Annotated in this window: 23 protein-coding genes and 1 tRNA gene; 11 read left to right on the forward strand and 13 right to left on the reverse strand. The window is 31.7% G+C overall.

Going from position 1 to position 21057, the window contains the following annotated elements; translation table 11 throughout:
* From KA468_RS03905 to KA468_RS03920, 4 genes are all read right to left on the reverse strand, one after another.
* The coding region (locus KA468_RS03905) for a CarD family transcriptional regulator (RefSeq protein WP_291241627.1) at positions 1-1831 on the reverse strand (1831 nt) is incomplete at its 3' end.
* Between the two features lie 177 nt (positions 1832-2008).
* The gene (locus tag KA468_RS03910) at positions 2009-3082 is read right to left on the reverse strand and encodes an HpaII family restriction endonuclease (protein WP_291241628.1); all 1074 of its coding nucleotides are present in this window, start codon (positions 3080-3082) and stop codon (positions 2009-2011) included.
* Positions 3066-4346, reverse strand: coding sequence for a DNA cytosine methyltransferase (locus tag KA468_RS03915; RefSeq protein WP_291241629.1), 1281 nt, complete (start codon positions 4344-4346; stop codon positions 3066-3068). The genes KA468_RS03910 and KA468_RS03915 overlap by 17 nt, the downstream gene beginning before the upstream one ends.
* Before the next feature lie 150 nt (positions 4347-4496).
* Positions 4497-5018, reverse strand: coding sequence for a hypothetical protein (locus KA468_RS03920; protein WP_291241630.1), 522 nt, complete (start codon positions 5016-5018; stop codon positions 4497-4499).
* Positions 5019-5288: 270 nt separating this feature from the next.
* On the opposite strand from KA468_RS03920, the gene KA468_RS03925 reads away from it, so the two are divergent.
* Complete coding sequence (locus tag KA468_RS03925) at positions 5289-6242, forward strand: NAD-dependent epimerase/dehydratase family protein (RefSeq protein ID WP_291241631.1); 954 nt, start codon at positions 5289-5291, stop codon at positions 6240-6242.
* A gap of 83 nt (positions 6243-6325) precedes the next feature.
* Here KA468_RS03925 and KA468_RS03930 read toward each other — a convergent pair whose 3' ends face one another.
* The 3 genes from KA468_RS03930 to rbfA are packed head-to-tail and all read right to left on the reverse strand — an operon-like array spanning position 6326 to position 8440.
* The gene (locus KA468_RS03930) at positions 6326-6850 is read right to left on the reverse strand and encodes a nuclear transport factor 2 family protein (protein ID WP_291241632.1); all 525 of its coding nucleotides are present in this window, start codon (positions 6848-6850) and stop codon (positions 6326-6328) included.
* Positions 6847-8046: an ABC transporter permease gene (locus tag KA468_RS03935; protein ID WP_291241633.1), complete on the reverse strand. Its 1200-nt coding sequence runs from the start codon at positions 8044-8046 to the stop codon at positions 6847-6849. The genes KA468_RS03930 and KA468_RS03935 overlap by 4 nt, the downstream gene beginning before the upstream one ends.
* A gap of 1 nt (position 8047) precedes the next feature.
* Positions 8048-8440: a 30S ribosome-binding factor RbfA gene (gene rbfA, locus KA468_RS03940; RefSeq protein WP_291241634.1), complete on the reverse strand. Its 393-nt coding sequence runs from the start codon at positions 8438-8440 to the stop codon at positions 8048-8050.
* 83 nt (positions 8441-8523) lie between these two features.
* On the opposite strand from rbfA, the gene mce reads away from it, so the two are divergent.
* Together mce and KA468_RS03950 are read left to right on the forward strand one after the other, a co-directional pair.
* Positions 8524-8925, forward strand: coding sequence for a methylmalonyl-CoA epimerase (gene mce, locus KA468_RS03945; RefSeq protein ID WP_291241635.1), 402 nt, complete (start codon positions 8524-8526; stop codon positions 8923-8925).
* Between the two features lie 95 nt (positions 8926-9020).
* Positions 9021-9094, forward strand: a tRNA-Ile gene (locus tag KA468_RS03950).
* Positions 9095-9207: 113 nt separating this feature from the next.
* Here KA468_RS03950 and KA468_RS03955 read toward each other — a convergent pair.
* On the reverse strand, positions 9208-9669 hold the full coding sequence (locus KA468_RS03955) for a hypothetical protein (RefSeq protein WP_291241636.1): 462 nt from the start codon (positions 9667-9669) through the stop codon (positions 9208-9210).
* 64 nt (positions 9670-9733) lie between these two features.
* Here KA468_RS03955 and KA468_RS03960 point away from each other — a divergent pair, with 64 nt between their 5' ends.
* A complete protein-coding gene (locus tag KA468_RS03960; RefSeq protein ID WP_291241637.1) occupies positions 9734-10219 on the forward strand; it encodes a hypothetical protein in 486 nt (161 codons plus the stop codon).
* On the opposite strand, the gene KA468_RS03965 is transcribed toward KA468_RS03960, so the two are convergent.
* A complete protein-coding gene (locus KA468_RS03965; RefSeq protein ID WP_291241638.1) occupies positions 10216-11034 on the reverse strand; it encodes a hypothetical protein in 819 nt (272 codons plus the stop codon). The genes KA468_RS03960 and KA468_RS03965 overlap by 4 nt on opposite strands.
* 118 nt (positions 11035-11152) lie before the next feature.
* A complete protein-coding gene (locus tag KA468_RS03970; RefSeq protein WP_291241639.1) occupies positions 11153-11743 on the reverse strand; it encodes a riboflavin synthase in 591 nt (196 codons plus the stop codon).
* A gap of 46 nt (positions 11744-11789) precedes the next feature.
* Here KA468_RS03970 and pdxA point away from each other — a divergent pair, with 46 nt between their 5' ends.
* The 6 genes from pdxA (at position 11790) to accC (ending at position 16855) form a co-directional block, all read left to right on the forward strand.
* Positions 11790-12839: a 4-hydroxythreonine-4-phosphate dehydrogenase PdxA gene (gene pdxA / locus KA468_RS03975; protein ID WP_291241640.1), complete on the forward strand. Its 1050-nt coding sequence runs from the start codon at positions 11790-11792 to the stop codon at positions 12837-12839.
* A gap of 84 nt (positions 12840-12923) precedes the next feature.
* Complete coding sequence (locus KA468_RS03980; RefSeq protein ID WP_291241641.1) at positions 12924-13463, forward strand: DUF177 domain-containing protein; 540 nt, start codon at positions 12924-12926, stop codon at positions 13461-13463.
* Between the two features lie 6 nt (positions 13464-13469).
* A complete protein-coding gene (rpmF, locus tag KA468_RS03985) occupies positions 13470-13664 on the forward strand; it encodes a 50S ribosomal protein L32 (protein ID WP_166075583.1) in 195 nt (64 codons plus the stop codon).
* A gap of 239 nt (positions 13665-13903) precedes the next feature.
* The gene (locus tag KA468_RS03990; protein ID WP_291241642.1) at positions 13904-14893 is read left to right on the forward strand and encodes a beta-ketoacyl-ACP synthase III; all 990 of its coding nucleotides are present in this window, start codon (positions 13904-13906) and stop codon (positions 14891-14893) included.
* A 32-nt stretch (positions 14894-14925) separates the two neighbouring features.
* Positions 14926-15408, forward strand: coding sequence for an acetyl-CoA carboxylase biotin carboxyl carrier protein (gene accB / locus KA468_RS03995; protein WP_291241643.1), 483 nt, complete (start codon positions 14926-14928; stop codon positions 15406-15408).
* A 94-nt stretch (positions 15409-15502) separates the two neighbouring features.
* On the forward strand, positions 15503-16855 hold the full coding sequence (gene accC, locus KA468_RS04000; RefSeq protein WP_291241644.1) for an acetyl-CoA carboxylase biotin carboxylase subunit: 1353 nt from the start codon (positions 15503-15505) through the stop codon (positions 16853-16855).
* Between the two features lie 19 nt (positions 16856-16874).
* Here accC and KA468_RS04005 read toward each other — a convergent pair whose 3' ends face one another.
* Genes KA468_RS04005 through KA468_RS04015 form a run of 3 tightly spaced genes read right to left on the reverse strand, consistent with a single transcriptional unit; the run spans position 16875 to position 18895 of the window.
* Positions 16875-17537: an aspartate kinase gene (locus tag KA468_RS04005; RefSeq protein WP_291241645.1), complete on the reverse strand. Its 663-nt coding sequence runs from the start codon at positions 17535-17537 to the stop codon at positions 16875-16877.
* 55 nt (positions 17538-17592) lie between these two features.
* A complete protein-coding gene (locus KA468_RS04010) occupies positions 17593-17958 on the reverse strand; it encodes a YraN family protein (RefSeq protein ID WP_291241646.1) in 366 nt (121 codons plus the stop codon).
* Positions 17959-17998: 40 nt separating this feature from the next.
* Positions 17999-18895 (reverse strand): LD-carboxypeptidase, encoded by an 897-nt coding sequence (locus KA468_RS04015; RefSeq protein WP_291241647.1) that lies wholly within the window; start codon positions 18893-18895, stop codon positions 17999-18001.
* Between the two features lie 97 nt (positions 18896-18992).
* Between KA468_RS04015 and metG the strand changes: the two genes are divergently transcribed.
* A complete protein-coding gene (gene metG / locus KA468_RS04020) occupies positions 18993-21056 on the forward strand; it encodes a methionine--tRNA ligase (RefSeq protein ID WP_291241669.1) in 2064 nt (687 codons plus the stop codon).
* Position 21057: the final 1 nt, after the last annotated feature.

Genomic DNA, 21057 nt, shown 5'->3' on the forward strand with positions numbered 1-21057 from the left:
CTTGTTTTCCGTTGTCAACTGCTTTAAAAGCCGCACGAATAGCGACTTCTGTTTTTCCAAAACCCACATCACCGCAAACCAATCTATCCATTGGACGATCGTTTTCCATATCCATTTTTACGTCGTGTGTGGCTGTAATTTGGTCGGGCGTATCTTCGTAAATAAAAGAACTTTCTAATTCTTTTTGCATATATGAGTCGGGTCCGAAAGCATATCCTTTATCCAAACGACGTTTTGCATACAACTGAATTAGATTGAAAGCAATGTGCTTTACACGTGCTTTTGTTTTTTGTTTTAATGCTTTCCAAACACCACTTCCTAATTTATAAATTTTTGGTGCAGTACCTTCTTTTCCCGTGTATTTTGAAATTTTATGTAATGAATGAATACTCACATACACAATATCATTATCGGCATACACCAATTTAATAGCTTCTTGGGTTTTACCTTCAACTTGAATTTTTTGTAAGCCTCCAAATTTTCCAATTCCGTGATCGATATGTGTTACATAATCGCCAATGGACAAAGCGGTTAGTTCTTTTAGAGTTACCGTTTGTTTTTTAGACGCATTATTCTTGATAGAAAATTTATGATACCTTTCGAAAATTTGATGGTCTGTGTAACAGGCAATTTGCAACTCCGAATCGATAAAACCAGAAAATAATGGAAAAACAATGTTTTCATATTTATCTTTTACATCAATGGCAGCATCTTCATCTATATCTTTAAAAATTTCTTTGAATCTTTTGGCTTGATTTTCGTTTGATGAAAATAAATAATTTTTAATTCCGTTATGAAAATTATCGTTTAAATTATTCATCAACAAATCGAATTGTTTGTTAAATGATGGCTGTGGCTGCGTATAAAATTCGACGATTTTTTCGGATTTAAAAACTGGGTTTTTATCTAATTCGATTATCGAAAAATCTAAGGCGCGTTTTAAAAATGCTTCCTGATTTACGAATAATTCTTCCGGTTTGGCGTGATGAATCGTTAGTGTTAGTTTCGAATAGGCTTCTTTTGCTTTTTCAAATAATCGGTCTAATTTTCCACCTAATAAATCGGTATTTTGAAGGACAATAATGGTTTTTTCTGAAATATAATCTAAGAAATTTTCACGATTTTCTTGTAATATTTTATTCTCAACATTGGGAATAATGGCAATTTTTGTAACTTTTTCTTTTGACAATTGCGTTTCAATATCAAAGGTTCGAATGCTATCAATTTCATCTCCAAAAAACTCGATTCGGTACGGCACATCATTAGAGAAAGAAAATACATCTATAATTCCACCTCTGACAGAAAATTCACCAGGTTCCGAAACAAAATCGACACGTTTAAAATGATATTCAAAAAGCGTTTCGTTAATAAAATCGATAGATAATTTATCGTTAACACTTAGTTTTAAGGTGTTTTTATCTAATTCTTTTCGCGTAACTACTTTTTCAAAAATGGCATCTGTATACGAAACAATAATGGCAGGTTTTTTTCGAGAATTAATTCTATTTAAAACCTCAGCACGTAATAAAACGTTAGCGTTATCAGTTTCTTCAATTTGGTAAGGACGACGATAAGAACCCGGATAAAACAGCACGTCTTGGTTGTTAATTAACGCTTCTAAATCATTCAAATAATACGCCGCTTCTTCCTTATCATTAAACAATAATAAAAAAGGAAGTTCCGATTTTTTAAACAGAGCATCAATCACAAATGAAAGTGAAGAACCGACCAAACCGGTAGCATTTATTTTTTTTCTGGACGCAAAAAATTCAGCAATTTGTCCGATTTTTGGATGTTGCTGATATTTTTGAATGATTGCTGATTTGCTCAATTTATAGTATTTGTTTTTTAAATAATATTATGTGAAAAGGAATCCTTTTTTTATTTCTGTTTAAGAAAATTAGGAGTTTTTATGTTCTACTCTTTTAAATTAAAAGTACAAAACAAACTTTAAATTAAGCTCTAAAGCAGAATTTCGTATAAAAACTACTTTGAACTAAAGCCTATTTTATTTAAATCTTATTTGCAAATTTAGTTTTAAGTAGCTTTTCCCATTTTCGTTATAGACTTTTCCAAATTCGTGTCTTGAACTACTTGCTGTTTCTAATTTTGTGTTTTGAAATAAGTAATCTTCAAACTGATTTCGATTGTAAATATGATAACACAAAACATCTCCGTTTTCTTTTACAATTAAATACCCACCTGTTGCATCATAAATTCCATTCCAAACTTTTGATGGTGTCATTCCTAATGCAACGTCTGTTAAGAAGCGTTTAATTTTGTATTCATAAAATGTATGAGCAAATTGATTGTCATAATTTAATGGATTTGTTTTGTTAATATTTTCAGTTAAATCTTTTATTGAACTTAAATTTGATGTGTAAAAAGTTCTGACAATTTCAGCTAAAATATTTGGCAACAAACTATCAATTAAAACCAAGTTATTTTTGAAAACCTCTTGTTCAAGTGAAAGATATTCTATATTTCCACCAAGTTGTTTTAATTTTTCAATTCTATCTTTTAATTTGCTTTTTGTGTCGATTTCGTTTATACTTTTTATTTGATTTTCAGTCAGTTGAAAATCTGTAATTTGATAAATGAAATTAGTAGTTTTTCCGGCGTTTAAAAGCGTAGCTTGTCCTCCAAGTTGTGATTTAATACTAAATCCTAATTCAGCGGTTTGATTTATTCTTTGGTCGTGAATAACGATTTGAATATCAGATTTAGACGTTGATTTTGCTTTTAAAGAACCACAATTTATTGAGTTCATAAAAGTTTCAATTTCAGGAATACTAAACGCTCCATTTGAAGCTTTTATTGTTGCTAATAACTTTATCGATTGTTCAGTAAAAGTTTTTACAGGAATTCTTAATTGCTCTTTACCACCTGAAATAATTACTAAATCTTCATTAATTTCATATTCAAAATTACCGCCACTTTCGTAACGAATAATTTTGATTATTGGATAAAATAATTCTTCAACTTTGTTTAAATCTGCATCGCCCGCAAATAATTGTTTATCGCCAAGTAATTTGAACAAAGCGTAAATTTCACTCCATTCACCTTTATTCCCTGATAGCATATTTTTTTATTCCGATTAGTTCTAAAATTTTATTTGCAGTAGCCTGAATAGCAGGAACTGCAACGGAGTTTCCGAATTGTTTATATGCAGATGCATCAGCAACTGGAATAATAAAATCATCAGGGAATCCTTGTAATCTTGCCCATTCTCTTGGTGTCATTTTACGAATTCCTTCACGGTTTACCGTTCCTTTAATATGCGTTGTTGGTGTGAAATCTACAATTCTATGGTCTAAAACCAAATTTCTTTCTCTTCCCATTCCGCCAACAACAATTGCATTTGCAATTCCATTGTCGGGAATTATTGCATAACCAAAACCATTGCCTTTGTTTTCGTGTCGTGCTTTATGGTTAACTAAAGTTTGAACATATTGAGTTGAAAGATAGTATTTTGTCGGCGGAACATTTTTCTCTTTTACTTTTTCAAAAGTTGAATTGTTTTCTAAAGGTTTTGGATATTCAAAACTCGAAATATTCAAATCTTGGCGAAAGCCGACAATATAAATTCTTTCTCGATTTTGTGGTACTCCAAAATTTTTGGCATTAATAATTTGTGGTTCAGGAACAAAATAACCTAAATCATTTCTTAAAACATTTAGAATTGTTTCTAACGTTTTTCCTTTATCGTGACTTCGTAATCCTTTTACGTTTTCAAGAAAAATTGCTTTCGGCTTATGCTTTTTTATAATTTCTGCAACATCAAAAAACAATGTTCCTCTTGTATCATCGAAACCACCTCGTTTTCCTGCAATTGAAAATGCTTGACAAGGAAATCCTGCACATAGTAAATCAAAATCCTCGGGAATATAATTTTTAATTTGTTGTTTTGTAATATCACCAAACGGAACTTCTCCGAAGTTTGCTTTATAAGTTTTTTTGGCTTCTTTGTCCCATTCGCTTGTAAAAACACATTTTCCACCAAGATTTTGCATAGCAATTCTAAAACCTCCAATTCCTGCAAATAAATCTATAAATTTAAAAGTGTAATTTTTTGGTGTTGGAAAAGGAACGTTTTCAACTTCAAAAAGAAGTTGTTGCATTGCTTCTTCTGCAACGATTGAAAGTTTTTCCTCTTCTCGTTTATATGTCACAAAGTCATTTAAGACTTCTAACGCATCTTCTTTGTAATACTTTGAAACGCCATTGTGTATGTTATGTAAATAATGAGTTAAAACAGCTTTTCCATTGTCATTAGGTTCAACAAGCCTTACTTGATAGCGTTTGCCATCAAATTCATCAATACTTATTTTTTCTTTTAACTTCATTTATGATTAAATTCTATTTTTGCAAGTTCGTAATTTTTCAGTTCTGATTTATAATAAATCAGAAAAATATTTTACAGTTTTTTCAACAAGTATTACAGTATATTTTTATAAATAATAGTACTCCTTTTGCCCTTTGCCTTTTGCCTAAAATTACTTCTTTTTTGAAATTTCTTTTTGTTCTAATTCGTCAAAATTAACAACCTTAGCATTTCTTGTGGTATCACTAATACTTATGATTTTTGGCTCACCAATTTCAGTTGGAATTCTATTTTTAATAACAATTTCTTCGCACTGCATATAAAAAGCATTCAATTCTTTATTTATAGCAGCAATTAAATTTTTCACTTTTTCGTGAGGCACAACATCTAATGAAAAATAAGTATCAAGAGCTAATATTTTAGTTTGTAACGCTACAATTCTACTTCGCACTTGAGGTACATTAAAATTTGCAGGTACATTTGTGTGTAAAGTTGTAGATTTGGCTACTAAATTTAAAACCTTTTGCTTAAAAGCACTAATGGATGATTTTGGTTTTTGTTGAAGTTCTTCTTCAAAATTTTTCCAATCTTGCCATTGGTTTAAAACGCCACGTACTTCTGGACTGGTAACTGGAATATTCAACTGCCAAGCTTTATTGATTTGTTCAAAAGATTCTCGGTTTTTTTTCTCCATTTTTTCGACAAGTAATACTTGCTCGTCATTTTGTTTACACGAAAAAAACAAAAGACTGCTGAAAACGGATAGTATAAGTAGTTTAAAAAAATTCATTTATTACAATTATGAGTCGCAAATTTACAAATGTTTATACGATTTTTTTTAAAATTACGTGAAATAAATAATTAATAATCTGAATAGGTGGTTTTTACGAAATTCGAAAAAAACTGACAAAATAATGGGTTATTATTGCCAATATTTTATATTTGTAAGACAAAACTACTAACTATGCAAACTAAAATACTAATTATTGGCGCTTGTGGTCAAATAGGTACCGAACTTACTTCTAAATTACGTGCCACATATGGTGTGGAAAATGTAATTGCTTCCGATATTAGAAAATTAGAAAATGACGTAGTAAATAACGGCATTTTTGAAGTAGTAAATGCGTTAGATTACAATCAGATAGAGCAATTAATTGAAAAATATCACATTACTGATGTGTATTTAATGGCTGCTTTATTATCTGCAACTGCCGAAAAAAATCCGGCTTTTGCTTGGGATTTGAATATGAATTCGCTGTTTCACGTTTTAAATTTAGCCAAAGCAGGAAAAATAAAAAAAATATTTTGGCCGTCAAGTATTGCTGTTTTCGGACCTACAACCCCAAGAGAAAACACACCACAATATACCATTATGGAGCCAAGTACCGTATACGGAATTTCAAAACAAACTGGCGAACGTTGGGCAGAATATTATCATAAACAATATGGTGTAGATATTCGAAGCATTCGTTATCCTGGACTAATTAGTTGGAGTACAGAAGCTGGTGGCGGAACTACAGATTACGCTGTGGATATTTATCACAAAGCCATTTCGGATGGGAAATTTACGAGTTTTTTATCTGAAAATTCTGCTTTACCAATGATGTATATGGACGATGCAATAAAAGCGACAATTAGCATTATGCAAGCCGATGCCGATGATATTAAAATTCGTTCTTCGTATAATTTATCTGGAATGAGCTTTACTCCAAAAGAGTTAGCAGCAGAAATTACGAAACATTATCCGAATTTTACTATTAATTACGAGCCCGATTTCCGTCAGAAAATTGCCGACAGTTGGCCCGCAAGTATTGACGATAGTGAAGCAAGAAAAGATTGGGGTTGGAAAAACGATTTTACCATAGAAAATATGACCGTTGATATGTTTAAGAATTTGAAAGCAACGATTTATAAATAAAACACTTTTTTTGTCAATCTGAACTCGTTTCAGATTCTAACAAAATTAAGTAGAATCTGAAACAAGTTCAGATTGACAAGTCATTATTTAGTTTGGTTTTTTAGTTTTTCAATTTCCTTGTCTTCAATAAGCGATTTAATTTTTACGACTTCATCTGTATGGTCATTTGGAATGGTCATTGATAACACGTACTGTTTGATTTTCCAATTTCCATTTTCGTTAACTACCAAAACACCACTTCCACGACAAATTTTCATTTGAGTATTTAGCAATTCATCAAACCAAGCTGTTTTTTTATCCGAAGAAAAATAAACATTTCGTTCTAAAGCTGTAAAATTCCAAGCTTTTCCTTTGTCGAAAAAGGGTTTGGCGAATTTTATGAATTCTTGTTTATTCCAATTCTCAGTTGCGTCTGTTCCTATGAAAATTGCATCATCAGTCATCGCATTAAAATAGTTGTTGAAGTTCGCTTCAGCTGCTGCTTGGTGCCAAGAATTTAACATAAAATCAATTTCAAACCTTGATAATTTTAAATCTTCTTGTGCGGCTTGTTTCGATTTACATCCGATTAAAACCAATCCGATTATAACAACTATAATTTTTTTCATTCTAATAATTTTTTGGTTACGGTACTACTTGCAATTTTAGAAGCAATAAACCCTAAAACTGTAATGGTAACTAATACAAGTATAACATTTTTTATTTCGAAAAGTACAGGATATGCTAATGAAGGTGTAATCATAATTAATTCAAATTGCTGTTGAATTAAGATGACAACTATACCTAAAATCAACCCAATAATTCCTCCAAAAATAGAAATGATATTTCCTTGAAACAAGAAAATGTTTTTTAAGTATTTAATTTCTGTACCTAAATTATATAAGGTTTTTAAATTGTTTTTCTTTTCGATAATCATCATAATAATTGCCCCAATTAAATTGAATAACGCAATGATAATTACCAAAGTAAAAATTAAATACACCACAATGTTTTCGGTATTAAGCATTTTATACAACGCGTCATTCAATTGGGCTCTGTTTTTTACTTTTACCTGATTTGGAAATATTTTATTAATGGTTTCTATAGCATCTGATTCGGATACATTTGGTGCAAGTTTAAAATCGATATATGTCAGTTGGTTGGGTTTGAAATTCAATAAGGCTTGTGTTAATTCAATGGTAGAGTACACATATTTTTCATCAACATCTTCGCTAACTTGAAATATCCCAGAAGTAAGTAAAGGCGATTTATTAAACGCTTCCTCAGGATTTTCAATTAATCCCGAACCTGGTTTAGGAATATAGACTTCTAAAACATTATTAAAATCGAAAAGTCCTAAAGCTAATTTTCTGGAAATACCAGAACCCACCACTACTTGATTGGTGTTGGATTCCAACCAATCTCCAGCATATAAAAAAGTATTTAGTTCGTTTACCTTACAATAATTAGCATCTACACCTCTTAAATACGCAACGTGTTCTTTGTTTTTATAATAAAACAAGGCACGTTCTTCAACAATTTTGGTATAGGTTTTAAATTCTTTTGCCGTTTTTAATTGAGAAGCTTGAGATTCAGATAAAAAAAATGATTTCCCTTTAAGGGTTTCAATACGTAAATCGGGATCAGTGGCATTGGAGAAACTTAAACTAAAATCGCGCAACCCACTAAAAACAGAAAGCACTACAAAAAGCGCCATAGCACCTACAATAATTCCAAAAGAAGCAATAAACGTAATCACATTTATGGCGTTAGTTTTAGATAAACTAAACGCGTATCTTTTGGCTATGTAGAACGGAAAATTCAAATTATGATTTTTTTCGTTTTTCTAATAAATCTGGGTTTTCAATTGGGTTTTCTTTTCTTGAAAGTGCATTGTCAATTTTTTCTATGTAGTCCAAACTATCATCAATAAAGAAAATTAAATTCGGGACACGTCTTAATTGTAATTTTACACGTTGCGATAAATCGTGTTTAATTAAAGGTGCGTTACTTTTTATAGCAGCTAACAATTCTGGTCCTTTTTCGGAAGGAAAAACACTTAAATACACTTTTGCGATAGATAAATCTGAAGTTACATTTACTTTAGAAACAGAAATAATTAAGTTAGAAATTGAATTTTTTCTAATCTCTCCTTGTAAAATATCTACTAAGTCAGTTTGCAATAATGCACCAATTTTTTTTTGTCTATTTGTTTCCATTGGGCAAAAATACAATTTTTACTCACAAAATAAGCAGAAATACATTTATGAATGTTTATTTTTGCATATTAATTCGTGTAAAAATGAGAAAAATAGAACATATTGGCATAGCCGTTCATGATTTAGAAAATTCAAATGAATTGTTTTCAAAACTTTTCGGACAAGCCGCTTACAAAACAGAAGAAGTAGCAAGTGAAGGTGTAAAAACCTCCTTTTTTATGTGTGGTCCAAATAAAATTGAATTGTTAGAAGCCACGAATGAAAACAGCCCGATTGCTAAATTTTTAGAAAAAAAAGGGGAAGGCATTCATCATATCGCTTTTGATGTGGAAGATATTTATGCAGAAATAGAACGTCTAAAGCTGGAAGGTTTTACCGTTTTAAATGAAACACCAAAAAAAGGAGCCGACAATAAATTAGTGGCTTTTTTGCATCCGAAAACCACAAACGGCGTATTAATTGAACTTTGTCAAGAAATAAAATAGATTGATTTCAAGAACGTTACCCCACATTTTTAGAATCGATTAAAAAAAGATTTGCTTGCAATTAAAAATAGTAGTAATATTGCACCTCCAATAGAGGTCCTATAGCTCAGTTGGTTAGAGCACCTGACTCATAATCAGGTGGTCCCTGGTTCGAGCCCAGGTGGGACCACAACAAAACCCTTGTAAGTATCAGTATTTACAAGGGTATCTTATTAAAAAGTTGAGCAAAAAGTTGAGCAAAACCGAATGCTCAACTTTTTTTATGCCTTAATTTATTTTTTTTTAGATTAAACCTATCAATTTATTACCAACTTCAAATTCTCCATTTTCTCTCACATAAATAATTTCTATCCAACAATTAGAGTTTTTAAAGCTTGAAATCCAAGGTTTGATAACGTCTGTATCAATTGTATCGGTTATTAAAATAATTTGGTTCGTGTATCCTCTACATTCCCCAAAAATATGTTGAGATATTTTTTCAAGAACTGATTTTAAAGGAATCATTTCATTTCTTGATAAAGTTTTTTGCCTTGGCTGGTGTTTAATACTCAAAAAAATCGCATCTAAACAACACGCACCCTTGCTATTGCTAGGATAGAAATTAATTCCGTCTTTTAAATTTAAGTCAGTAACAATATCATTAATTGCATCAAAACCAGTTGGACTATTGATTTCTTCATATGGTGAACCATAAAGAGTCATAATAATTTTTTTAGCAACTTCTCTTAATTCGTTTTGTGTCATAATTTATTGTTTTAGTTCATATTTGACAAGTGGGATTTTTTTGTATATTATTGCATAAAAAAATATGCAAAACTATTATTTCGGAAAACTTGATAATTCATTTATCTTTTACATCGACCCCATTCATTTTGATATTATAAATTTCAGTAAAAAAATTTCTACTGTGTATTGTAATGAAATTAATTTTGTTAATTGTCAAGATGAGATACAGAACGCTCAATTAGATTTACATACATTTATAGAAAAACTAAAAAACAAAACCATCTCAGAATTTGACTTAATTTTTGATGATGAAATTCATATTCAAAACATTTGGTGGGATGATTTACTTGTTATATCAAACTTAGACAATTTAGAAATAGTTTTAACCGAAATAAAACAAACAATATCAGCTGATGCAGTATCTAAATTAGATATAAGTATTAATTCACCTAACTATTATTTTAGTTTCAATAAAATAATTTCTAAACAAGAGGTTTCACCTATTTCATTCCAAGATTTCATTAAAGATTCTGTTCATTACCAAGATAAAGAACAAAAGTTTATTTAGTAACCAGGGAATTCCGTTGAAGGTTCATCTTTAAAAATGTTTGTATTAGTTTCATCTTTTATTTTATCCCCATTAGCAACTCCTTTCCATCTTTTTACTTTACTAATGGTTTTGCCTTTTAAGGAGTAATATGTTAAACTTTCTAAACTCTCATAAAATGCTGTTATTTCATTTTCATTACCTTTATTATAACTACATTCTGCATAACAAAACCAAAAATTATTTTTTATAATTATTAGTTCATCTAGCGTATCATTGAGGGTTGAAAAATTTGTTATTGGATTGTTTGTGCGTTCATCTTTATTAATTTTTGTTTTATCAATGCTTGAATCAGCAATTTTATAATCTAGAAATTTAGAATTATTGTAATATTCTATTTGCTTTCCATTTTCTTTTTTATTTTCATCACTTTTGTCAATTTCGATAAATTTATTGGTTATATCGATATTACTTGTTTTAATAGGAAAATCAGGGTCATTAAAAAATATTTTAAGGTATTGCATTGATAATCTTGTATATTTGATTGCATTATCATTATTTCTAACATCTTTGTGTTGGTTTAATCTCTTAATAATCGTCATCACATTGTTTTTTTCCCCTTTCCCTGTTGCCATTCCAACATAATATGGAATAAATATTTTCTCTTTGTTCTCATCTAAATAATTAAAATCTACTGGTTCGCCAATGTTCCCATCAGAATTTTTGTAAAATTTGAATCCCCAAATGTAAATTCCGGGATTCTTTAATTTTTGTTCTAAATGATTGTCTAAATGATTAATATTAAAAGGGCCTTTAAATTCAATTGTATTTTCCATAACTAATAATTTAATAAATTTTTTACAATAATAATAAAAAAAATCTCACTTGTCAAATATGAAAAGTGAGAATCAATAAATTAGAAAAATACTATAAACTTTTTATCTGAGTACTAAATTACCCACGTAATTCATACATTCTTGCAATATACTTTCCTACCACATCAAATTCTAAATTTACTTTTGTGCCAATTTCAAAAGTATGAAAAATAGTATGTTCGTAGGTATATGGAATAATGGCTACGCTAAAACTGTTTTTAGCTGAATTTACAACTGTTAAGCTGGTTCCGTTTACTGTTATAGAGCCTTTTTCGATAGTAATATTATTTAAAGCCGTGTCGTATTCAAATGTAAACTCCCAACTACCGCTTTTTTCTTGAATACTTGTACAAACTGCGGTTTGGTCAACATGGCCTTGTACGATATGTCCATCAAGTCTGTCGCCCAATTTCATGGCTCTTTCGATATTTACTTTGTCGCCAATTTTCCACAAACCTAAAGTGGTTTTATTAATTGTTTCTTGAATTGCAGTAGCTACGTGTTTGTTGTCAAAAATTTCTACAACGGTTAAACAAACACCATTATGTGCCACACTTTGGTCAATTTTTAACTCATTCGTAATATTTGTTTGAATTGTTAAGTGTACATTTCCCTGATCTTTTTTAATATCTGAAATTATTCCGATAGATTCTATGATTCCTGTAAACATATGACGGTTTATTTTTATAAATTTGCATCAAAATTAAGAAATAAAAATGGTAAAACATTCGGAAAATATAATTGTTGGTGTTTCTATTGGAGACATGAACGGCATTGGACCAGAAGTAATTTTAAAAACATTTGAAGATACTCGAATGTTAGACATCTGCACGCCAGTGATTTTTGCCAATGCTAAAATTGTTTCTTTTTTAAAAAGAAACTACAATTTAACTGCATTCATACAAGGAATTGATAAACTGGATCAGATTGTTTTAGGAAAAATAAATGTTTTAAATGTTTGGCGCGAAGGAGTTAATTTAGAAAACGGCAAATTGGATGAAGAAATTGGTAAATACGCCATAAAATCTTTTCAAGCAGCAACTGCTGCTTTAAAAAACAACCAAATTGATGTTTTAGTAACAGCACCTATAAACAAATACAACATTCAAGCTGATGATTATAAATTTGCCGGCCATACTGATTATTTAAACGAACAACTTGAAGGGGAAGCCCTAATGTTTATGGTTCATGAAGACATAAAAGTAGGATTAATTACCGACCATATTCCGATTGCAGAATTATCAAAACATATTAATACTACATTAATTGAGAAAAAAATCAACACTATTAATCATAGTTTAATTGCCGATTTCAAAATAAACAAACCAAAAATTGCGGTGTTAGGACTAAATCCTCATAGCGGCGATAATGGTGTAATTGGCAAAGAAGATGATGAAATTGTGAAACCAAGTTTAGAGAAAATTTTTAAAAGTGGCATACAAGTTTTTGGTCCGTTTTCAGCAGATAGTTTTTTTGGTTCCAACCAATATAAAAATTACGATGCGGTAGTTGCGATGTATCACGACCAAGGATTAATTCCTTTTAAAACCCTGTCATTTGGTGAAGGTGTAAATTTTACTGCGGGTTTAAACAAAGTAAGAACTTCGCCAGATCACGGAACAGGTTTTGATATTGCAGGAAAAAATATAGCCAACGAAAGTTCTTTTAGAGAAGCCGTTTACAGTGCTATAGATATATATAAAAACCGTATGGAATATAATGAGCTTACTCACAATCCTTTGAAAAAAGGAACAGGAAAAGTTTAATTTAAAAAAAAGCAAAGAAAATTATTGTAATTCCAATATTTTTGTATCTTTGCACACCCTTATAAAAAGGGAAAAACTGATGTTATGGATATATTAAAAGAATTTTTAATCCCATTTTCAGGATTAAAACTGGGTAAACACCAGTTTGAATTTCAAGTAAACAATACGTTCTTTACTCATTTTGGCTATGATGAATTTAACGATTCTAACATCAAAATGAATGTAGTATTAGAGAAAAAAAGCAACATGCTTGAGCTCAATTTTTCGCACAAAGGAATTATAAATGTTCCTTGCGATTTAACAAATGAAGATTTTGATTTACCTATTAAAGGAAAAATGAAACTCATAGTTAGATTTGGCGAAGAATTTAATGATGACAATGATGAATTTATCATTTTGCCTCATGATGAATTTCAAGTAAACGTAGCACAATATTGTTATGAAATGATGGTTTTATCGGTTCCAACCAAAAGAATACACACCGGAATAAAAGATGGAACTTTACAATCAGAAGCATTACAAAATTTAGAAAAATTTTCTCCAAAAGAAACAAAAGCACAAGAGATTAAAGAAATAGACCCAAGATGGGAAGGTTTAAAAAAACTATTAACGGATAAAAAATAGAGTAAAATGGCACATCCTAAACGTAGACAGTCATCGACTAGAAGAGACAAAAGAAGAACACACTACAAAGCATCTGCACAACAAATTGCAACTTGCGTAGTAACCGGTGAAGCTCACTTATATCACAGAGCATACTGGCATGAAGGTAAAATGTATTACAGAGGTCAAGTTGTTATCGACAAGACTGAAGCAATGTTATAATTTCACTAAAATTATTGAGAAACTCTCACTTGCGTGAGAGTTTTTTTATTTTAATGAAAATTATCTAATTGTATTTTTAGAAAATTCCGAAATAATTCGTAATTTTCGCCTCTTTACGCACATAAAGTTGCAAAGAAAATTATTTATTTATGAAATCGCCATAAACTCTGCGTACTTCGATAGAAAAACGCATAGAAATAGCGATACATATGTTACCAAAAAAAATAACATTAAAACATATGAATAAAATTACTGCCGCAATTACTGCAATTGGCTCGTATGTACCAGAATATGTATTATCAAATCAGGTTCTAGAAACTTTGGTTGATACCAATGATGAATGGATTACATCTAGAACCGGAATAAAAGAGAGAAGGCTTTTAAAAGAAGATGGCGAAGGAACTTCTTTCCTTGCTATAAAAGCGGCTCAAAATCTTATAGAAAAATCAAAACTAGACCCGAAAGAAATTGACTTGGTTATCATGGCAACTACCACGCCAGATATGCCTGTAGCAGCAACTGGAGTATATGTAGCCTCACAAATTGGCGCAACTAATGCGTTTGCTTACGACTTGCAAGCCGCTTGTTCGAGTTTTCTTTTTGGTATGTCAACCGCTTCTGCTTACATTCAATCTGGAAAATATAAAAAAGTATTACTTATAGGTGCCGATAAAATGTCGTCTATAATTGATTATACCGACCGTGCCACCTGTATTATTTTTGGTGATGGCGCTGGCGCAGCCTTGTTTGAACCAAATTTTGAAGGATTAGGATTACAAGACGAAATTTTAAAATCGGATGGAATTGGAAGAGAGTTTTTGAAAATTGAAGCCGGTGGTTCTATTTTGCCTCCATCTGAAGATACCATTAAAAACAAACAACATTTTGTATTTCAAGATGGAAAAACCGTGTTTAAACACGCAGTATCTGGAATGGCTGATGTAAGTGAAAAAATTATGGAACGCAATAACTTATCGCACGATGATGTGAATTGGTTAATTGCGCATCAAGCAAACAAAAGAATTATTGACGCCACTGCAAACAGAATGAATGTAGAGGAATCTAAAGTGTTAGTCAATATTCACCGTTATGGAAATACTACTTCTGCTACATTGCCTTTACTTTTAGCAGATTTTGAAGATAAATTTAAAAAAGGAGATAATTTAATTTTTGCAGCATTTGGAGGTGGATTCACTTGGGGATCTATCTACTTAAAATGGGCATATTAATAAAAACAAACTATAACTAAAACAACTTAATTATGGATTTAAAAGAAATTCAAAACCTAATCAAATTTGTATCTAATTCTGGAGTAGCAGAAGTAAAATTAGAAACGGGCGATGTAAAAATTACTATTAGAACTACTCTTGAAGGTAATTCTCCAGATATTACTTATGTGCAACAAGCACCAATGCAACAAGCTATTCAAGCTGCTGCGCCTGTTGCTGCCGTAAGTGCACCTGCTGCTGCACCAGCGGTAGAAGCTGCTGAAGACAATTCTAAATACATTACAATTAAGTCGCCAATGATTGGTACATTGTACAGAAAACCAGCTCCAGATAAACCAATGTTTGTTGAAGTTGGAAGTACTATTAGTAAAGGCGATGTAGTTTGTGTGGTTGAAGCCATGAAATTATTCAACGAAATTGAATCTGAAATTTCAGGTAAAATCGTAAAAGTATTAGTTGACGATTCTTCACCAGTTGAATTTGACCAACCTTTATTTTTAGTTGATCCATCATAATTATTTTAAATTTTAAATTTTGAATTATGAATTTTTTTCATCGTTCAATTAATCATTTAAAATTTATAATTTATAATTTAAAATAAGCAAAAAGATGTTTAAAAAAATATTAATTGCCAATAGAGGTGAAATTGCTCTACGCGTTATTCGTACGTGTAGAGAAATGGGAATTAAAACAGTAGCCGTTTACTCTACTGCTGATGCCGAAAGTTTGCACGTTAAATTTGCTGACGAAGCCGTTTGTATTGGACCACCGCCAAGTAATTTATCTTACTTGAAAATGTCTAATATTATCGCTGCAGCTGAAATTACTAATGCTGATGCCATTCATCCTGGTTATGGTTTCCTTTCAGAAAATGCAAAATTTTCGAAAATTTGCCAAGAACACAATATTAAATTTATTGGTGCTTCGCCTGAAATGATTGACAGAATGGGCGATAAAGCTTCTGCTAAAGCCACTATGATTGAAGCTGGTGTACCATGTGTTCCGGGTTCAGTAGGAATTTTAGACTCTTACGAACAAGCTGAGAAATTAGCCGCTGAATTTGGCTACCCAGTTATGCTAAAAGCAACTGCTGGTGGTGGTGGAAAAGGAATGCGTGCTGTTTGGAAACAAGAAGATTTATTAAAAGCTTGGGAAGGTGCTCGTCAAGAATCTGCCGCAGCTTTTGGAAATGATGGCATGTACCTTGAAAAATTAATTGAAGAACCAAGACATATTGAAATTCAGGTTGTGGGTGACTCATACGGTAAAGCATGTCACTTATCAGAAAGAGATTGTTCTGTACAACGTCGTCATCAAAAATTAACGGAAGAAACTCCTTCTCCATTCATGACAGATGAACTTCGTGAAGCTATGGGAACTGCAGCTGTAAAAGCAGCTGAATATATAAAATACGAAGGTGCTGGAACAGTAGAATTCTTAGTGGATAAACATAGAAATTTCTACTTTATGGAAATGAATACTCGTATTCAAGTAGAACACCCAATTACAGAACAAGTAGTAGATTACGATTTAATTCGTGAACAAATTATGGTAGCTGCTGGAATTCCAATTTCTGGTAAAAACTATTTTCCACAATTACATGCAATTGAATGTAGAATTAATGCAGAAGATCCGTATAACGACTTCCGCCCTTCACCTGGAAAAATTACGGTATTACATTCGCCAGGCGGACACGGAGTTCGTTTAGACACGCATGTTTATGCTGGTTATACGATTCCACCAAATTATGACTCGATGATTGCAAAGTTAATTACAACGGCGCAAACCAGACAAGAAGCTATAAACAAAATGAAACGCGCTTTAGACGAATTTCATATTGAAGGAATAAAAACCACAATCCCGTTCCATAGACAATTAATGGATCATCCGGATTATGTGGCAGGAAATTACACCACGGCCTTTATGGACACTTGGGTAATGGACGCTAAAAAAGAAGAATAAAAAATAGGCTAGTCAATGACTAGCCTATTTTTTTTAAATCTTTTATTACACTAAACGCTAAATCAATTTGGTTTTCATTTACTACGATGGTAAATTCATTAGAAGTAGAAATTACTTCATCAATAACAATACCTTCCCAAGCTAACGATTGAAATATATAATAATATACACCCGGAACAGATACGTTTTCATGAGGTAATTTTACCGTTATAGAAGATAAATTTTCGTTTTTACTTATTAATTTTTCAGATTTTAAACAGGATTCTACCATGTCATTAATTTCTGAGCTTACCACAATATTTGTTTCATTGACACCACGAGATGAGGTGTAGAATAAATTTTTATTCGTTTTTATCTCAAACATTAACTTAGTTTGATTTTCTAATAAAGTATCCGAAATTTCATAGGTATAATCTGTTAGAGAAGAACGAACTGTAATTTCTCCAATATTTTGTAACACCCTAGTTACCTTATGATTAATTTTAAAATCAAGTTCTTCTGAAATTCTTTTTAAAGCCATTACTACAGCGCCCTGCTTAATATCTTTACCTAAATACAATTCAATTTCAGGCATGATAATTCGGGCTAAAGAGGTTAAATTGATAATTCCTTCAGATAAAGAACTCAATAAAAAGGGCTTGGTTTTTAGGTGTTTTTCAACAACTGAGGCTACTGTTTTCATAAAATTTGGGGTTTATTTACATACAAATATATAAATCAAAATGTTAATTTTATTACTAATTGTTGAAATAATAAAAAGCTGCCTCTAAATGTTCAATGTCAAATGATGTACCAGTTGCGTGAATAGCGATAATATCAAAACGGACTTCAACGTCTAAATCATTGGCAATCACGTATTCATTGATGGCTTTTACTAAAAGTTGAATTTTTTTGGGCTTTACAAAATCTTGCGGTAAACCATATTCTAATGAAGAGCGTGTTTTCACTTCAATTACAGCCAAAATAGCATCTTTCTTAGCAATAATATCTACTTCTGCCTTTTGAAACGTCCAGTTGGTTTCTAAAATTTCATAGCCGTTTTTTTCTAAAAAATCTACAGCCAGCTCTTCTCCAAGCTTTCCTAATTCGTTGTGTTCTGCCATTTTTTTATGCGTCAATATTCAATGTGTCGATATGCCAATTTTAAATAAATTGAAGTTTTACTTCTTTTTCATTTACTTCAAATGCTACTTGTTGACCAAGAATTAATGTTCGATTATCCGATTGATGTCCGGCTGGAAATTGAAAAGCTATTGGAATACGATTTTCTTTAGCTATTTCAGTAATAATTTGCACTTCATTTTGCCCAAACGGAATTTCGTTATCGTGCATATCCGTCATACTTCCTACTATAATTCCATTTACATTTTCGAAATAACCATTACGCTTTAAGTTGTACATCATTCGGTCAATATGATATAAATATTCGTCTAAATCTTCAATAAATAGAATTTTATCTTTTGTATCAATTGCTGATTTTGAACCTAATAAACTATACAAAATAGAAATATTTCCGCCTACCAATTCGCCCGAAGCAGTTCCTTTTACATCATAACTTTTCGAAGGAAATGTATAAGAAATCATTTCTCCAAAAAGTGCATTTCGTAAAGTATCTTTTACTTCTTCTGGTGCATTTGGAACAGTAAACGGCATAATGGAATGTAAGGTTGCCACACGTTCTATATTTAATTGGCTATGCAAAACGGTTACATCTGAAAAGCCCATAATCCATTTAGGATGTTTCTTAAATTTCGTAAAATCTAATGAATCAATAATTCTAACCGTACCATATCCACCTCGAGCACACCAAATGGCTTTTACGTTTTCATCATCCAATTGTACTTGAAAATCTGCTGCACGTTCGGTATCTGTACCACCTAATTGGCAATTATTTAAACCAATTGTGTTTCCTAATTTTACTTTCAATCCCCAAGATTCTAATAAATCAATAGCTGGTTTGGCGTCTTCGGGAAAAAATTTTCTTGCTGTACAAACAATAGCGACAGTATCTCCTGCCTTTAAAAATTGTGGTATAATCATAGAAATATAAATAAGAATTCAAAAATAAGGAATTTGAACAGAAAAATTCGTCTATTCCTATCAAATGAATTATTTTTGTATCAAATTTAATTACGATATGTTAGAAAATCCGAAAAGATATACCATTACAGCAGCACTTCCTTACACCAATGGACCCATTCATATTGGGCATTTAGCAGGAGTTTATGTGCCTTCTGATATATATTCAAGATATTTACGATTACAAGGAAAAGACGTGGCTTTCATTTGCGGAAGCGACGAGCACGGTGTAGCAATTTCAATGAAAGCTAAGAAAGAAGGCATCACACCTCAACAAGTAATTGATAAATATGACGGAATTATTCGTCAATCTTTTTTAGATTTTGGAATTTCTTTTGATAATTATTCCCGAACTTCCTCGGAAATTCATCATAAAACAGCTTCGGAATTTTTCAAAAAACTTTACGATAACGGTGATTTCATCGAAGAAACTACCGAACAATTATACGATGCAAAAGCAGACCAATTCTTAGCAGACCGCTTTGTAACTGGAACTTGTCCAAAGTGCGACAACCCAGAAGCGTATGGCGACCAATGTGAAAAATGTGGTTCGACTTTAAACGCAACTGATTTAATTAATCCGAAGTCGACAATAACAGGTGAAACGCCGATTTTAAAATCTACAAAACACTGGTTTTTACCTTTAAATCGTTACGAATCGTTCTTAAGAGAATGGATTTTAGAAGGTCATAAAAACGACTGGAAACCCAATGTTTACGGACAAGTAAAATCGTGGGTTGATGGTGGTTTAGAACCAAGAGCCGTAACACGTGATTTAGATTGGGGAATCGATGTGCCTGTTCCAGGTGCCGAAGGAAAAAAATTATACGTTTGGTTTGATGCGCCTATTGGTTACATTTCAGCGACTAAAGAATGGGCGGCTCGCGAAGGAAAAGATTGGGAACCTTATTGGAAAGATGCCGATACAAAATTGGTTCATTTCATTGGGAAAGACAATATCGTATTTCATTGTATCATTTTTCCGGCGATGTTAAAAGCGGAAGGAAGTTATATTCTACCTGATAATGTTCCTGCAAACGAATTCTTAAATTTAGAAGGAAATAAATTATCGACTTCTAAAAATTGGGCAGTTTGGTTACACGAATATTTACAAGATTTTCCTGATAAACAAGATTCGTTACGTTATGCGTTAACGGCAAATGCGCCAGAAACAAAAGACAACGACTTCACTTGGAAAGATTTTCAAGCCAGAAATAATAATGAATTAGCCGCGATTTTTGGAAATTTCATCAATCGTGTGGTGGTGTTAACCAATAAATATTACGACGGAATAGTTCCTACACCAAACGAATTTTCAGAAGTTGACGAGCAAACTTTAGCCGAACTAAAAGCCTATCCAGCAGTAATTTCAAGTTCAATCGAGCGTTATAGATTTAGAGAAGCGTTAGGCGAATTAATGAACGTAGCCCGTTTAGGAAATAAATATTTAGCCGACGAAGAACCTTGGAAAATGATTAAGGAAAATCCGGCAAGAGTACAAACGCAAATGTATATAGCATTGCAAATTGCTTCTGCATTAGCGATACTTTCAGAACCGTTTTTACCGTTTACATCTGCTAAATTGTGCAACATTTTACAGATTAAAGTCAATAATTGGAATTTAGAATTTGAAAATTGGAATTTAACAAAACCTGGGCATCAAATTGGTCAAGCGGAAATTTTGTTTGCCCAAATTGAAGATGCCGAAATCCAAAAACAATTAGATAAATTAGAAGCAACTAAAACCGCCAATGCTTCGATAAACTCAGCACAAGTTATGGAACCGCAAAAAGAAATCATCACTTTTGAAGATTTTGCCAAAGTAGATTTACGAATCGGGACAATTATTGAAGCCGAAAAAATGCCAAAAGCCAACAAATTATTGGTCTTAAAAGTAGATACCGGAATTGATGTGAGAACCATCGTTTCTGGAATTGCAGAGCATTTTACACCAGAAGAAGTCATTGGAAAACGCGTAACGGTTTTAGTAAACCTAGCACCAAGAGCATTACGTGGTGTGGAAAGCGAAGGTATGTTATTATTAACCAATACTGCCGAAGGTAAATTGGTTTTCGTAAATCCAGATACAGAAGGCGTGATTAATGGTGCGATGATATCTTAGT

Origin of the sequence: Flavobacterium sp. (genome assembly GCF_017985075.1) — a bacterium.
Classification (GTDB): domain Bacteria; phylum Bacteroidota; class Bacteroidia; order Flavobacteriales; family Flavobacteriaceae; genus Flavobacterium.